This window comes from Ralstonia pickettii (genome assembly GCF_001699815.1).
Lineage (GTDB): Bacteria > Pseudomonadota > Gammaproteobacteria > Burkholderiales > Burkholderiaceae > Ralstonia > Ralstonia thomasii.
This window is the reverse complement of record NZ_MCGB01000097.1, coordinates 132166-146100: the sequence shown is the minus strand read 5'-3', so window position 1 is coordinate 146100 and position 13935 is coordinate 132166. Positions and strand designations below refer to the sequence as shown.

The following is a 13935-nucleotide window of genomic DNA, read 5'->3' as shown; positions in this document are numbered from 1 at the left end:
CGCCCCGATGGTGTATTGAGCTACCGACGCCCTCCCCGCGTGGGGGTTGTGCCACCGTCAGCCTTCGTGCCGTTGCCGAGCACTGCCCGCAACGTATCGACATGGCGCCGGCCGTGGCGCACAAGCCGATCCGGAAATCGCGAGGCGAGCCAGGCGTAAACATGGTATTTCGCCAACTTGCCGAGCCACAGTGCGGCGATGACCTCTGCGACCGGAAGTCGCGAGATCGCCGCAAACATGAGAGCGGGGGTGAGAGGCACCGGTAATGCGGCAATGACCGAAAGCGATACGACGCCGTAGTGTTCGAGCCAGTGGGTCGCATCACGCCACGCGGTGGATCGCACCACGTCCGGGTAGGCAGCGAACAACCGGTTCCACCCCAGGTGATGAAAGACGAGGTACAGCACGAGAGCGCCAACAGCGGCCCCCAGGCTGGCCAAAGTCGCGATGGACACCCAGCGGCGCGGCGCCAACAGGACTGCGGCCATCAGCAGGCTGGCAAATGGAACCGACATCGACAGTTCCGCCGCCAGTGCTGCCCCGGCAACCACCAGTGGGAACGCGCGCGAGTCGGCCCGCCGGGTTAGGGCACGGAGCAGACCGGACTGCAGGCTCAGGCGTAGCATTGCTCAGTTGCCTTCATCGCTCACGCAGACGACCTTCAAGCGTCTCCTCCTTATCGATTGCGTCTGCTGGATAGCATCAGGATGCGAGACGTTTCGCATCGAGGCACTCCTTCGAAAATTCGAACACGACCTCAGGATCGGGAGCGACCAGCTTGTTCTTCTTGCCCGCGTAGTGCAGCCGCGACAGGATGTGACGAATCAAGTTGAGCCTGGCCGTGCGCTTGTCGTCGGCGAGCACGATGTGCCATGGCGCGGCAGCCGTGTGCGTATGCATCAGCATGGCGTTGCGTGCCGTCGTATAGGCATCCCAATGCTTCAACGCCACGGCGTCGACCGGGCTCGTCTTCCACTGCTTGAGCGGATCGCGGCGCCGCTCGGCAAGTCGGCGAGCTTGCTCGGCTTTGCTGATGTCGAGGTAGTACTTAAGCAGCTTGATACCGGAATTGACGAGCATTTCCTCGAAGTGGGGCACGGAGTACATGAACTCGTCATACTGCTCAGCAGTGCAGAAGCCCATCACGCTCTCAACGCCTGCCCGGTTGTACCAGCTGCGGTTGAAGAGGACAAACTCTTCGGCGAGAGGAAGATGGGGCACGTAGCGCTGGAAATACCAGCCGGTGCGCTCGCGATCTGACGGCTTACCCAGCGCTACCACCCTCGTCTCGCGGGGGCTGAGAAATTCGATAATGCGTTTGATGCTGCCGTCTTTGCCTGCCGCATCCCGCCCCTCCAGCAGGACAAGGATGCGGTCACCACACCCGATGAAATGCCGTTGAAGCTTGACCAATTCAATTTGCAGCAGGTGCAGTTGCGCCTCGTAGTCCTCGCGACCCTGGACTCCTTTGGCAGCATCGACTCGCGCCTGGCTGGACGATAAGCCAGTTACGTGTTCGGCGTCCGATGAAGTGGTCTTTTTCTTCGACTTGCCTTTTGCCATATGCGCACCTCCGGCGTTGGCTATGGAAACGGGAGTAACGCTCCAGAGCGTCATCAGCCGTATGGCGGTTTCGTTGTTACGAAACGCTCAAATGGGCAGACAACCACATTTTGAACCTACGAACGGGTGAACAAGCTTAAGCACCTGCCAATTTTGCGCGGTTGATGTGAGTCAAGCGCCCTCCGATGTATGGTCGAATTCAGGAGGACATGGATCAGCGCGACTATTGCGCGATCCTTTGCCCGAATGACGCTCTCGTAATGTGGTCGTCATCGCTCGGTCAGGGGCGGATTCTTATAGTGGCTCCCATAGCAAGTCCTTTGAGTCCAACCACTTCAGGAGAATGCAATGAACCACACCAAGAAGACCGTCTTGATCGCAGCCGCGCTGATTTCTCTCGGCGCGAACATTTCCAGCGCAGCAACCTCCAGCAACGGGGCCCTCGCTCAGCGCGACGTCTACACCGACGGGGCGCGGGCTGCTGACGCGCGCGATCCGTACACTGATGGCGCCAAGGCTGGAAAGTTTGAGATCTACTCGGACGGCGCATGGACGGGCGACACGCGCTATCCGGCCACCGGTGGCTCGTCGAGTTGAGGCATTACGAAATGTCTACGCGATCATGGCCCTCAACCTGAGTTGACAGGTCTTGGTCGCTGCTGACCTTTTCGACGTCCAATCATCGTCTTACAGGCTTGGCGAATCCGCCGAGATGCATTGGTCGGCACAGTATCGGCCATGCTCCATCCGGTATCAAGGTTCACTTCCGCCGATGTGCGGAGGCGAGACCGAAATCCGATATTCGATGTCATTCGTTCGGTCAACAAGTTTCACCAGTACGCGGAAATACACGCGCCCACTCAGCACCGAGGTGAACACCTGGCCGTAGGAAACCTGGCCGTTGATAACCATGGGCGTCAGATACTTCGGCGGCGAATCAACGATCCCGACTTCCTTGAGTTGCGCACGCACCACGGCATCTGTGATACGGGAGCCGTCGGCACGAAACAACGCCACTAGCAAGTGGTGAGGGCGGCCGCCTCCCGGTGAAGGTGCGCCATGCGACTCCTCCAAGTCGAGCCTTTCCGAGGCGATGGCGGCGGGAATCAACCCCCAGTAGAGGACGACGCCCTCACGTTCGAGCCGCGCTTGCGCGAGCGTTTCCACCGACGGCAGCGCCAAGACACAAATCACCGCAGCGTAGGGAACAAATGAGCGCAGAGACAACATATTCACCTCCTACCGCGACTTCGCAAATATCAAACAGAGATTTCTGCGTCTTCACAGGATGACCGGCTTGCCGGGCAACCTCTGCTCGCGCCGGTCGCGCGCCGGGAAATGCTGCGTCAGGCGCAGCGTGATGGATCGTATCCCGTCGATCACACCGCGCTCATATTCGGCGCGCCGACACGCGGCTTCCATCTGGCTGCAGATCGCCTGCCATCCTTGAGCACCAACCCGCGCGTGAATGCCACGGTCGGCAACGATCTCGACACTGCGGTCCGCCAGCAATAGATAAATCAGGACGCCGTTGTTCTGCTCTGTGTCCCACACACGCAGTTGCGAAAAGACTTCAAGAGCCCGTTCCCGCGCCGTCACCCCCTTCCATAGCGCAGAGAAGCTCAACGCGCCTTCCACGGCAAAGCACAGATGCCCGACATGGGACGACTCGCTTTGAGCGATCGCTTGCCCGATGGCCCGCATCGCCTTGCGCGGGAACGCTCGCCTGACGCGCCAGTGCGTCGTCAGTAGATGGGAAAGAATTCGCTTGATGTTTTCCATCACCATTTCCCGAGGCACCACCACCACCGAAACCACCGCCGCCTCCACCGAAACCGCCGCTGCCACCGCCGAATCCCCCGCGGCCCGAGCGTGAGCCTGTAGACCAAGAGCCTCCGTGCCCAACCATGCCCGGACCCAATAGCGTATAGATGAGCGCGATCACTCCCGCCGTAAACGCGACAAAAATGGCGCCCGAAAGCAACCAAGCGACTAGGGCGACGGCGCCGCCCGCTGCAACCGCCCCCGGAAAACGGCCAAGGAAGTCTCGCAGCGCGCCGCCAAACACCAACGTCAACACCAGAATGACAGGCATATAGGACCGAACGGATACGCCTCCGTCGCGCGTCGACCGTGAGGGGGGCGGCAGTGCTTCACCCTCAATCACGGCTTGCATACTCTGAACACCGTCTTTCACGCCGCCATAAAAATCGCCAGTCTTGAACCGCGGCGAGATGACTTCGCTAATGATGCGCTTGCTTGTCGCATCGGTTAGGACACCTTCCAACCCGTACCCGACTTCAATGCGAAGTGTGCGGTCGTCTTTAGCGATGATCAGCAGTGCGCCGTCGTCGACGCGCTTTCGCCCCAACTTCCATTGCTCGACCACGCGCAGCGAATACTGTTCGATGGCTTCGGGCAGTGTGCTGGGCACGATCAGTACAGCGATCTGCACGCCCTTTTTGTTTTCGAAGGCTTGCAGCGTCTGTTCTAGCTCTGCTAGTTGCCCAGGCGTGAGTGTGCCGGTCTGGTCAGTCACCCGCGCCGTCAAGGGTGGCACGGCAACTTCGGCAACCGCCCCAAAAGAGACGAGCGCAGCCGCTGCCACAAGCAAGCCACGCGCGATTTTGAGGAGGTTCACTTGGAGCTCCCCGGCGCACTGGCGGACGGCGAACCGAATTCCACCTGGGGCGGCTTGGCAATGGCCGTCTCGTTGGCAACGGTGAAATTGGGCTTCTCCTGATAGCCGAAGGCCTTCGCGGTCAGATTCGATGGAAATGAGCGCACGGTCACGTTGTAGCTCTGTACCGATTGGATGTACCGATTTCGTGCAATGGTGATCCGGTTCTCGGTCCCCTCAAGCTGTGCTTGCAGATCGCGAAACCCAGCATCTGCCTTCAACTGCGGGTAGTTCTCCGACACGGCAAGGAGTCGGGACAGCGATCCGGTCAACTGCTGCTGCGCCGACTGGAATCGGGCAAACGCCTGCGGATCATTGAGCAACGCAGGCGAGGCTTGGATGGCGCCGACACGCGCGCGAGCCTCAGTCACCTCCGTCAACACCTCTTTCTCATGACTTGCGTAACCCTTGACCGTGTTGACCAGGTTCGGTACCAGGTCGCGCGCCGCTGGTATTGGTTCACGACTTCAGACCAGCCTGCCTTGACCTGTTCATCCTGCGCTTGAATGGTGTTATAGCCGCACCCCGAGAGGCTGATTGCCAAAATTACCGCAACAACGACTGACCATGCTGCTCGCATCAGACACCTCCATTTTCGAGATTCTTAGCCCCGGAGGCATGGGAACACCGCGCATGGGCCAACCATGCCGTTCCTGCCACACAAGAGCCCATGCCGCTCCGGGTGTCCTGTTTCCATGCTAGTCACTCGGGCGGCGAATTTGTTGATGTCGCTCAAGGCCCACAATCGCGACCCCCGAGGGGACGGTCTTAATACCAAACTGGACTGCCAGTGAATAGAATGACCCAATCGGATTTGGGCAGGAGCGTCTTATCATGCGGACTGTCGGCGAAATTGCACTCTCCATCTCGACCACGTCGACGCTGGAAGCCACACAAACCGAAATTGCCGAGCACAAGGGCTTCGGCCATCCGGACAGCCTGTGCGATGGCGCCGTCGAGGCGGCAGCCTGCGCCCTATCCCGAGCCTATCTGCAAGCATACGGAGCGATTCAGCACTTCAACCTGGATAAGGCGCTGTTAATCGGAGGCATCAGCCAGCCACGGTTCGGCGGCGGCAAAGTTCTGCGTCCCGCGCGGCTGATCGTCTGCGGCCCCGTGACCGAGTTGCCGTCGGCTTCGGCCACGTCACTCGTCGAGCAATCCATCCGCGAATACCTGGTGGCAACCTTGGGAAAGGCAGGCAATGACATCGGCATCGAGCTTGTTTTGAGGCCTTCGGCGCCGAATCTTCAGCGTGTTATCCAGCAGGCGGCGCTTCCGCTGGCCAACGACACCTCCTTCGGCGTCGGGTACGCACCCCGCTCCCGACTCGAAGACACGGTCCTTTGCGCTGCGCGCGTCCTGCGCTCCAACGAATTTCGCAGCGCCTTTGATGCGGCTGGGGCGGATTTTAAGATCATGGGGCACCGGCTGGGCGCGCACTTCGGCCTTACCGTGGCGCTCGCACTCGTCGACCGAGACGTGGGAAGTATTGAAGACTATTTCACACTCAAGGGCCGATTGGCAGCGTACCTGGCTGGGTGTCTGCCGACGGCGTGCCATATCGGGATCAACACCCTGGATGACCCAGCTACGCTTGACGAGAGCGGAATTTACCTGACCGTGACCGGGTTAAGTGCGGAGCACGGCGACGATGGCGAGGTCGGCCGCGGCAATCGCGTCAACGGCTTGATCACGCCGTACCGCCCGATGTCATTGGAAGCGGCAGCGGGAAAGAATCCGGCCGCGCATGTCGGCAAGCTCTACAACGTGCTGGCACATCGATTGGCGGCGAGCATTCATGCCGACATCGAAGGCGTGGATGAAGTGACGGTCAGGCTGCTCTCGGCAATCGGCCACCCGGTCGACCAGCCTCAGTTGGTGGCGATCGACCTTGCAGCGGCGGGTGGGTTCTCCGCTGCGCGGCAGCGGCAAGTTCGCGAGCTGACCGCGCAGCATTTGGCGGCGCTTCCAGCGCTGATACGGGAGTTGGCCACGGGTGCCATCGCCGTCTTTTAGCGGAGCGCTGCATCGTTGCTTTCGAGGCCCCATTGCTTGTAGCGGCGCCTCTAGAACTTTCCTGATCGCAGGATCGCAACCGCCCAAGCGAGGCCCATCACGCTGGCGACGACGAAACCCAGAAGCCCCAGCACTGGAATGCCCGCATAGTGCGGACCGCTGTGGAACGCCATGACGATTGAGGAGCCAATCACGACGCTCGCAATAATCAAGCTCAAGCTCAGCCGGTTGCTTGCACGGTCGATATGCGCTTCCAATCCTTGCAACTGGTCGTGTTTGATATGCAGCGTCGCCTTACCGCTGCTGAGCGCCTCCACCGTGCGGTTCAGAATGTCGGGCAGCAAGGCGGCGGCGTGATGCAGCGCGCGCAAGGTGCGGAATCCCCTGCTGAACTCGGTCTGTACATTCGCCCCCTGCAATAGTTTGCGGCCGAGCAAATGCGGCGCATATTCCCGCAAGGACGCGAGTGCGTTGAAGTCCGGGGCGAGCGTCAACGCTTGCGATTCGACCAGCATGAACGCTTTCGAGACCAGCAGAAACTGGCGCGGCAGTTTGATCCGATGGCGCTGGCTGAGCAGCGCAAACTGGCGGACAATTTCGCCGAACGAATAGCCTTTCCCGGCGGCTTCGTAGTATGCGTCAAGTGCCTGCGAAGCATCGCGGGTAAATGCCTCACGATCCACCCCCTCGGTCGCCACCCCCATCTCGAAATAGGCATCCACCATCCATGACACCTCGCCGGAACTGACGGCGAGAATCAACTGGGCCAAGGCTTCCTGATCATAGGCGGACAGCCGTCCCATGATGCCAAAGTCATGAAAGCAAAGCCGGCCGTCCTCCAGCAAAAATACGTTGCCCGGATGCGGGTCGCCGTGAAAGAAGCCGTCCTCGAAGACCTGCTTCAAGAACGATGCCATCAGCGCCTGCGCCACGCGCCGTCGGCTCTCCTGTTCGGACGACGGAATATGCGTAAGCTTCTTGCCGAAACTGCGCTCCATGGTCAAGACACGTCGGCTGGTCTGCTCCCAAAAGATGCGGGGCACGAAGACGTGCTTATCATCCTGCAAATTCTCCCTCAGGAGATCGCCGTTGCGCGCCTCGACTTGATAGTCCAATTCTTCGTTGATGAGCCGGGCAAACTCTTCCACCAGATCGCCCGGGCCAAATCGGCGACTCTCCGGCACATACCGCTCCAGTTGACGGGCCAAGAAGCGCATGATCCTGACATCGGCATGAATGATGGGCTCGATGCCGGGGCGCTGCACCTTGACCACCACGCTGGTGCCGTCAATCAACTGCGCCGTATGGACCTGGCCGATCGACGCGGCAGCCAGGGGCGTCTCATCGAAACTGGTGAACAACGCGTGAACGGATTTGCCCAGTTCACGCTCGACAATCTCACGCGCCTGCTCGCCAGGGAAAACAGCGACATCATCCTGGAGCCGTTGCAGCTCCTCGATATAGACCTCCGGCAACATATCGCGCCGCAGGCTCAGAAGCTGGCCAAACTTGACGAACGCGGGCCCCAGCCCTTCGAGCGTAGCTCTCAGCCGCTTTGCATCCTGATCGGTCGCTTGCACCGCCTCAACTGAAGCTTCGAGTGCGTCACGGCCAATCCGTAGCCGCTCCACATAATGCGCCCACCCTGCCCCGGCCAATGCGCGCAGGATGTACAAGAGCCGTGGCAGTTCAGCGGGCACCCGCTCGCGCACCGCTGGTTCGGGATTCGCATGCGTTATGACGCCCATGTTCCTTCTCCTCGTTGCCCACCTTCCCCATTGCCGCGCCATGCACGCATCCGAGCCCAGCTTTCCGGACGTCGACAGCCGGCAAGCACTATCGTTTTAGAAGAACCACTGTATCTGCGTGTAGTAGATGTGATGGAAATGTCCAAACTCACTGCCACTGCTGCCCATAAAGAACTGGGCGCCGATCTGCCAGTCGAGATTCGTCTTGATCGAATAGGTCAGCAGGGGCGAAACGAAACGGCTATGGTCGTCCAAATTGACCACCACATAGCCCTCCCACTTGAGCAGCGGCGTGATTTCGTAGCTCATGTAGCCACCAGCATAGTGCTTGGCAACGCTGCGAATCTTGCCGGTCAACAGCGACGTGAAATCGTACGCGGCGGCATTGGTCGTGCCGGCGCCGTTGTAGTAGAGCTCGGCGCTAAGCGTGAGCGTGTTCGCAAACGCATAATCGAGCGCGAGAACGGCACGTTGATAGGTCGAGCCAGTCTTGGCACGCACTTGCGTGAACTCACCACGAATGCCCGCCGTGCCGATCTGCCCCGCGAGATCGAAGCCGGCGACCTGCTCATTGCCGAAGCGCCCGCCGACAATGGAATAGTCCACGCCATGCGTGTTGGCGTGCCAATTGAATGCCGCGCTGGAGTCCGCGCCACCGTGCCCCGGCGCGTACACAGCGCTGATGCGGGAGATGGGCCCCAGCTTGTGCTCGGCCAGCACCGCGTCGACACCCACGCGCTCCTCGCGCTCGATGGCAGTCGGGTTCAGGGGGTTCAGCAGGTCGAGCGGGCTCCAGAAACGGCCCGTTCCCCATGCGATGCGCTGCCGCCCGATGCGCACATCGGTGTCGCCCGATGACAGGGTGACGTTGCCGCGATACAGCCGGTGCTGGCCGTAGTACGAGCCGCCACGCAGGTAATTGCCGTCGAGATCCAGGTACTGATCCGGCGCGAGACTGCTCTGGCTTGCGAACTGTGCGGTGTGCAGGTAGCTGCCGAACAGCAATTCGTTGTCGTACTGCAGATCCACGGCGACGTGCTCGGAGAGCTTGCCCTGCAACTGCAGCCGCAGGCGATTGAGATCGAGCAGATAGCGTTGCCCGCCGGGCACGATGGTTTCCGATTCCTCCAGCAAGCTCTTGTAGTAACCGGAAAATTTCAACCCGGACTGCGACGTCTCCTGCGCCGAGGCTCCGAAGGCCAGAGCCGCCAGAAGTCCGAACGGCACGGCTTGCTTAAACATGGCGTATCGCTTGCACTGGATCGAGCCGCGCCGCCTTGGCCGCGGGATAGAGCGAAACCAGCACGCCGGCAATCAACAGCGCAATACCCGGCGGGACCACCGTCGCACCGAAAATGCGCGGATAAACGATGCCGGTCAACCCGGGGATGGCGGAATATCCGGCGAAGAAGCTCGACAGGTCCATACCGGCATGCCCAAGATACAGCACCAGCGCAATGCCGGCGCCATACCCGACGGCAGACGCGATCAACAGCAAGGCGATGGACTCATATACGACCATGCGCCTCAAGGCGGCGGGCGACGTGCCAAGCGCCAGCATCACGCCAAACTCGCGCGTGCGCTCGGTGACGGCCATGAACACGGTATTGATGACCGACGTGGTAATCACCAGAAGCAGCACCGCCAGGATGATACTGCTCACCACGCGCAGGAGCCGGACCATGTCTTCGAGCTGCGGCAAGAGTTCCTGCCACGGTATCAGCGTCACGTCGGTGCCACCGATACGCGCGCGTAGCAGGGCAACGGCAGCGGACACGTGCGCGCGATCCTCCAGCCGGACATTGATGGTGGAAACGCGTGAACCGAGCGCAAGCAACGACTGCGCCGCTGGCAGCGTGACAAAAGCAAATGCGCCATCGAAACTGGCACTTTCCGTCGAGAAAATGCCCCCCACCCCGTAGGCTGCCGTGCCGAGCTCGCCGTTGGCGGCCTGGGCCATGACGACGATCTTCTCGCCCAGGCGGACACCGAGCTTGTCGGCGAGCCTGCGGCCAATCATGACTTCGCGATCGGCGCCAGGTATGAGCGCCCGTCCCTGGACAACCGTGCGGGAAATGAACGTGACCTTAGCCTCCGCCACCGGATCGATGCCGATGAGCATGATGCCTTCGGATTTCGAGGCCGTGCTGGCCAACGCCTGGACCTGGGTGCGCGGCGCAGCCGCAATCACGCCAGGCGTGCCCCGGACGGCTTGCAGCAGCGAGACGGCATCGTCGATGGCAAGCTCGGGGGCATAATCCTTGCGAAAGCCCTTGCGTTCGACCTGGATGTGCCCCGTCAGATAACGCGTGGAGTTCTCGATCGTCTGGTCGAAGAATCCGTCGAAAAACCCCAGGATGAAGACAAAGCCCACGATGCCGAAGGCAGCGCCTGCGGCCATGAGGGCCGTGCGGCGTGGATTGCGCAGCAGGTTGCGCAGTGCGAGCAGCACGAACACCGGCAAGCGGGAATCGCCCGTGTTTCGTGACGACACCCGCATGGCAGCGGGTAGCCCGCGAATCGCCTCGATGGGCCGCAACTGCACGGCCTTGGCAGCGGGATACAGTGCCGCCAGCCCGGCAATGACGAAGACCGCCACTGACAGCACGACGCCACGCTCGGCGCTCACCACCGGATAGACGACGTCGGACAGCCCGGGCATCGTGCGCAGCCCGGCTTCAAAACCGTGCAGATGGATACCCGCGCGCGCGAAATACGCCGTCACTGTCCAGCCGACGGCGTTGCCGACGATCAGGCCAACGATGCCCAGAAGGATCGATTCATACAGGACCAGCCGAAGCACGCGCGTGCGGCTCATGCCGACGGCAAGCATGATGCCGAATTCGCGCGTGCGCTCCATCACGGACATCAGCACAGGATTCGCCACCGCGAAGACGACCACCACGAAGAACACCAACAGCACCACGTAGGTCGTGACCTCGTGAAAGCGCGAACTGACCGCTACCATCGGTAGCAGCCGTGGCCACCCCACGACTTCGTAACGATCTCCCAGGCGCTCGGCGAGCCCCGCGCTGACCGGCTCCAGGCGCGAGCGCTCGCGCAGCCGCAGGGCGATGGCGGTGGCGCCACCGGGCGCGGAGAGAAACTCCCGCACAACAGGCAGCGGCATCACGGCGACGTAGCCGTCGAGATCGTCGATCTTGCTGCGGAAGATGCCGCGCACCGGATACTTTCCGCTCGATATCGAGCCGTCGTAGCCCTGCCCCACGAACACGATGTTCTGCCCGGGCCGCACCGCGAGCGCTTCAGCAAGCATCTCCCCGATCAGCACGCCGGGCGCGCCGGTCGTCAGCGGCTGCCCGGCCACGATGGCGTCCGAGAGCATCGTCACCTGCGCCTCGTCTGCCGGCTCGACGCCGACGAGCATGAGGCCGCGCGACTTGTCGCCCCGGCTGGCCAGCGCTTTGGTTTCCAGGCGGATGCTGGCGGCTGCCACCCCAGCCTCGTTGCGCACGGCATGCAGGATGGGGGCCGAGTCTGGCATGGCGAGATCAAGGATCGGATCGTCGTGGTAGCCCTTGAGATGCACCTGCGCATCGCCGGCGAAATACCGCGTGGTGTTCTCGACCATCTCGCGGTTCATGCCAGCGGTGAATCCCCAGTTGAAGATCATCGCCGCTAGGCCGATGGCGATCGACGAGATGGTGATGGCGGAACGCCTGCGGTTGCGCAGCACATTGCGCACGGCGAGTGGCAGCAGCATCATGGCGGTCGGCGCTCATCGGCTTCGATCCGGCCGTCACGCAGGCGAATGACCCGCCGCGCGCGTTCGACCACCATCGGGTCGTGGGTGGAGAACACGAACGTCACGCCGCGCCGTTCATTCATGGCCTTCATCATGTCCATGAGCGCGGCGCCGGCTTTGGAATCCAGATTGGCGGTCGGCTCATCGGGCAGCACGATGATCGGCTCGGCCGCGATGGCGCGCGCCACCGCCACGCGCTGCTGCTGCCCACCGGAGAGTTGCTGCGGACGCCTGTGCTCCATCCCTTCCAATCCCAGTTCCTTGAGCAGCGTCATGGCGCGGTCCCGGCGCTGCATCTCTGGCACCCCCTGCAACAGCATCACGAATTCCACGTTTTCTAGCGCGGAAAGAACGGGAATCAGATTGAACTCCTGGAAGACGAAGCCGATCTTGCGCAAGCGGATGTCCGAAAGCGCGGCTTTACCCAGTGTCCCGATCTCGCTGCCGTCGACCCAGACATGGCCTTCGGTGGGTGAGTCCAAGCCACCGATCACGTTCAGGAGCGTTGTCTTGCCCGAGCCGGACGGCCCTACCAGCACCGCAAAGTCGCCTTTGCGGATTTCCAGATTGATATGCTGCAGCGCATGCACGACGCTGGCACCTTGCCGATACAGCCTGGAGACACCTACGAGCTTGACGACTGTATCGGCTGCAGCATTCATGGCTTTTGCAGATTGCGCTGCGTAAAGCGTTCGTCGTCAATCGGCTGGTCGTAGCGCGCGGCCTTGACGACGATCACGGTTGCGTGGCCTGGATCATTCACGGGGCGCATTTCCCATTTGGTCGGAATGGTGCGGCCACCCATCGGGCCAACGTCGGAGAACGTCAGGACCCGCACCAGTTCGTTGCGCTCGTTGTAGTAATACTGCTTGAGCGGAATCGTATCCGCTTGCCGAATCCAGTAGAGAATCTTTCCCCACACGACGGCGGCATCCGGCTTGGGAATCGATTCAATCACGTAAGACGCGGCGCCGTTCAGCACCTCCGTGCGGAGAACCCGATGCGTGTAGTCATCCACGGCGCTGCTTTGCTTGACCAAGTCGTCGTTGGTGAAGTCGGAGCCCATCCAGGGCTGCAGCATCATCGACGGCGGAATCTTGATGGTGCGCTCGATGTTGGGCAGGTAGTTCCACATCTCCGAGCCGATACGCAGCGACCCAATACCGGCCTCCTTGGCCGGCGCCAGAACGCGGATGAACGAGCGCCGCGGCCGCTCCATCCAGGCGCGCAGGTCAAGCGCGCGCTGCCAGCGCGGTGTGGTGATCGTCATCTGGAACTCGCCTTGCAGCGTCTTGCCCCACAGCAGGGTATCGACGCGATCGACGAGCGTGCGGCCGTCTGGTTCCTCAGCCCAAGCCCCACCCACCATGCATGCGGCAGCAAACGCCACAAGGCACGCGGACACCAGAGAGGGAATGGCCTTGCGAACCATGGTGCCATCCGGGCAGCTGAACGATTTCATGGCATCCGACTAGCCAGGACGGCCAGACCCTTGCCGTGGCCATTCGACAAATGCCAGCACCCAAAGCCCGATCAGGTTGAAGAATGGCACCAGCACCAGAATGGCCCAAAAAGGCGACAACCCGATCCGCATCAGGATTCGGCCGATGGGATACAGCAATACCACCGCCATGACGGCAAACGTGATCCAGTGAGCGAGACCATAGCCGGCCATGTCGAACCCGTGAACCATCATCGTGCACCTCCTCGTGAAACCCAAGGTGTAACCCCAAGCACAATTCACGTTACACCTTTATGGGCGGCATCGCTTTACCTGGATCAAGGCATATTCGATCCAATTGCGTAGCAGGTAATAGCTTACCCGTCGCCATTTCAGCCCCCATGTGCCAGAAACATGCACCTGAAGATCAAGCAACTGGAATGCATGACAGAAAAGTCACCTTCCGGTCAGCTTCCCATCGGGAAGCAGTTGGCAGACTGCCGATACCCCGCTCATGGAAACCATCCCCGCACCCACCGCCCCTGCCCAAGAGCATTGGGGCATGGCGTACGAGACCAAACATCCTGCTATTGGCTGGGTGAAATGAGACATGGAGCGCCGATCCGGCTTGACATGGATCAAGCCACGGTCGCTATCCAGCAGGAGTCAGTGCAATAGTGGCCCCTCATCACCCAGAATGGACTGCAAAACTGAACCG

General features: G+C 61.3%; 12 protein-coding genes and 2 pseudogenes. 2 read left to right on the top strand and 12 right to left on the bottom strand.

Annotated features, from left to right (window positions below; all coding sequences use genetic code 11):
• Positions 1–20: 20 nt before the first annotated feature.
• Together BEK68_RS21530 and ppk2 are read right to left on the bottom strand one after the other, a co-directional pair.
• A complete protein-coding gene (locus tag BEK68_RS21530; protein ID WP_009241693.1) occupies positions 21–626 on the bottom strand; it encodes a YqaA family protein in 606 nt (201 codons plus the stop codon).
• Positions 627–702: 76 nt separating this feature from the next.
• Complete coding sequence (gene ppk2, locus BEK68_RS21525) at positions 703–1563, bottom strand: polyphosphate kinase 2 (RefSeq protein ID WP_004635170.1); 861 nt, start codon at positions 1561–1563, stop codon at positions 703–705.
• Positions 1564–1911: 348 nt separating this feature from the next.
• On the opposite strand from ppk2, the gene BEK68_RS21520 reads away from it, so the two are divergent.
• Positions 1912–2160 (top strand): hypothetical protein, encoded by a 249-nt coding sequence (locus BEK68_RS21520; RefSeq protein WP_004635173.1) that lies wholly within the window; start codon positions 1912–1914, stop codon positions 2158–2160.
• 156 nt (positions 2161–2316) lie between these two features.
• On the opposite strand, the gene BEK68_RS21515 is transcribed toward BEK68_RS21520, so the two are convergent.
• The 4 genes and pseudogenes from BEK68_RS21515 to BEK68_RS21500 all read right to left on the bottom strand — a co-directional run bounded on the left by BEK68_RS21515 (position 2317) and on the right by BEK68_RS21500 (position 4823).
• Positions 2317–2793 (bottom strand): hypothetical protein, encoded by a 477-nt coding sequence (locus tag BEK68_RS21515; protein WP_009241694.1) that lies wholly within the window; start codon positions 2791–2793, stop codon positions 2317–2319.
• A gap of 51 nt (positions 2794–2844) precedes the next feature.
• Positions 2845–3345, bottom strand: a complete 501-nt coding sequence (locus BEK68_RS21510; RefSeq protein WP_004635178.1) for a TPM domain-containing protein — start codon at positions 3343–3345, stop codon at positions 2845–2847.
• A 1-nt stretch (position 3346) separates the two neighbouring features.
• Positions 3347–4204, bottom strand: a pseudogene (locus BEK68_RS21505) (TPM domain-containing protein); the annotation flags it as partial.
• Positions 4201–4823 (bottom strand): annotated as a pseudogene (locus BEK68_RS21500) (LemA family protein). The pseudogenes BEK68_RS21500 and BEK68_RS21505, both read right to left, overlap by 4 nt.
• A 254-nt stretch (positions 4824–5077) precedes the next feature.
• Here BEK68_RS21500 and BEK68_RS21495 point away from each other — a divergent pair.
• The gene (locus BEK68_RS21495; RefSeq protein WP_004635185.1) at positions 5078–6262 is read left to right on the top strand and encodes a methionine adenosyltransferase; all 1185 of its coding nucleotides are present in this window, start codon (positions 5078–5080) and stop codon (positions 6260–6262) included.
• A gap of 50 nt (positions 6263–6312) precedes the next feature.
• Here BEK68_RS21495 and BEK68_RS21490 read toward each other — a convergent pair whose 3' ends face one another.
• The 6 genes from BEK68_RS21490 to BEK68_RS21465 form a co-directional block, all read right to left on the bottom strand.
• Positions 6313–8010 carry an ABC1 kinase family protein gene (locus BEK68_RS21490; protein ID WP_004635187.1) on the bottom strand — a complete coding sequence of 566 codons (1698 nt, stop codon included), beginning with the start codon at positions 8008–8010 and terminating at the stop codon, positions 6313–6315.
• A 96-nt stretch (positions 8011–8106) separates the two neighbouring features.
• On the bottom strand, positions 8107–9252 hold the full coding sequence (locus BEK68_RS21485) for a hypothetical protein (RefSeq protein WP_004635189.1): 1146 nt from the start codon (positions 9250–9252) through the stop codon (positions 8107–8109).
• Entirely contained in the window at positions 9245–11737 is a 2493-nt protein-coding gene (locus BEK68_RS21480; RefSeq protein ID WP_004635192.1) for an ABC transporter permease, read from the bottom strand. Before BEK68_RS21480 ends, BEK68_RS21485 begins: the two co-directional genes overlap by 8 nt.
• A complete protein-coding gene (locus BEK68_RS21475; RefSeq protein WP_004635197.1) occupies positions 11734–12438 on the bottom strand; it encodes an ABC transporter ATP-binding protein in 705 nt (234 codons plus the stop codon). Before BEK68_RS21475 ends, BEK68_RS21480 begins: the two co-directional genes overlap by 4 nt.
• Complete coding sequence (locus BEK68_RS21470) at positions 12435–13238, bottom strand: outer membrane lipoprotein-sorting protein (RefSeq protein WP_021197388.1); 804 nt, start codon at positions 13236–13238, stop codon at positions 12435–12437. The genes BEK68_RS21475 and BEK68_RS21470 overlap by 4 nt, the downstream gene beginning before the upstream one ends.
• Positions 13239–13247: 9 nt before the next feature.
• The gene (locus BEK68_RS21465) at positions 13248–13472 is read right to left on the bottom strand and encodes a hypothetical protein (protein WP_004635200.1); all 225 of its coding nucleotides are present in this window, start codon (positions 13470–13472) and stop codon (positions 13248–13250) included.
• Positions 13473–13935 lie beyond the last annotated feature (463 nt).

Excerpts from the sequence above, each read along its gene's own strand:
- BEK68_RS21475 (WP_004635197.1), bottom strand. The coding sequence starts at position 12,438 with ATGAATGCTGCAGCCGATACAGTCGTCAAGCTCGTAGGTGTCTCCAGG.
- BEK68_RS21480 (WP_004635192.1), bottom strand. The coding sequence starts at position 11,737 with ATGATGCTGCTGCCACTCGCCGTGCGCAATGTGCTGCGCAACCGCAGG.
- BEK68_RS21495 (WP_004635185.1), top strand. The coding sequence starts at position 5,078 with ATGCGGACTGTCGGCGAAATTGCACTCTCCATCTCGACCACGTCGACG.
- BEK68_RS21510 (WP_004635178.1), bottom strand. The coding sequence starts at position 3,345 with ATGGAAAACATCAAGCGAATTCTTTCCCATCTACTGACGACGCACTGG.
- BEK68_RS21465 (WP_004635200.1), bottom strand. The coding sequence starts at position 13,472 with ATGATGGTTCACGGGTTCGACATGGCCGGCTATGGTCTCGCTCACTGG.
- BEK68_RS21530 (WP_009241693.1), bottom strand. The coding sequence starts at position 626 with ATGCTACGCCTGAGCCTGCAGTCCGGTCTGCTCCGTGCCCTAACCCGG.
- ppk2 (WP_004635170.1), bottom strand. The coding sequence starts at position 1,563 with ATGGCAAAAGGCAAGTCGAAGAAAAAGACCACTTCATCGGACGCCGAA.
- BEK68_RS21515 (WP_009241694.1), bottom strand. The coding sequence starts at position 2,793 with ATGTTGTCTCTGCGCTCATTTGTTCCCTACGCTGCGGTGATTTGTGTC.
- BEK68_RS21490 (WP_004635187.1), bottom strand. The coding sequence starts at position 8,010 with ATGGGCGTCATAACGCATGCGAATCCCGAACCAGCGGTGCGCGAGCGG.
- BEK68_RS21470 (WP_021197388.1), bottom strand. The coding sequence starts at position 13,238 with ATGAAATCGTTCAGCTGCCCGGATGGCACCATGGTTCGCAAGGCCATT.
- BEK68_RS21485 (WP_004635189.1), bottom strand. The coding sequence starts at position 9,252 with ATGTTTAAGCAAGCCGTGCCGTTCGGACTTCTGGCGGCTCTGGCCTTC.
- BEK68_RS21520 (WP_004635173.1), top strand. The coding sequence starts at position 1,912 with ATGAACCACACCAAGAAGACCGTCTTGATCGCAGCCGCGCTGATTTCT.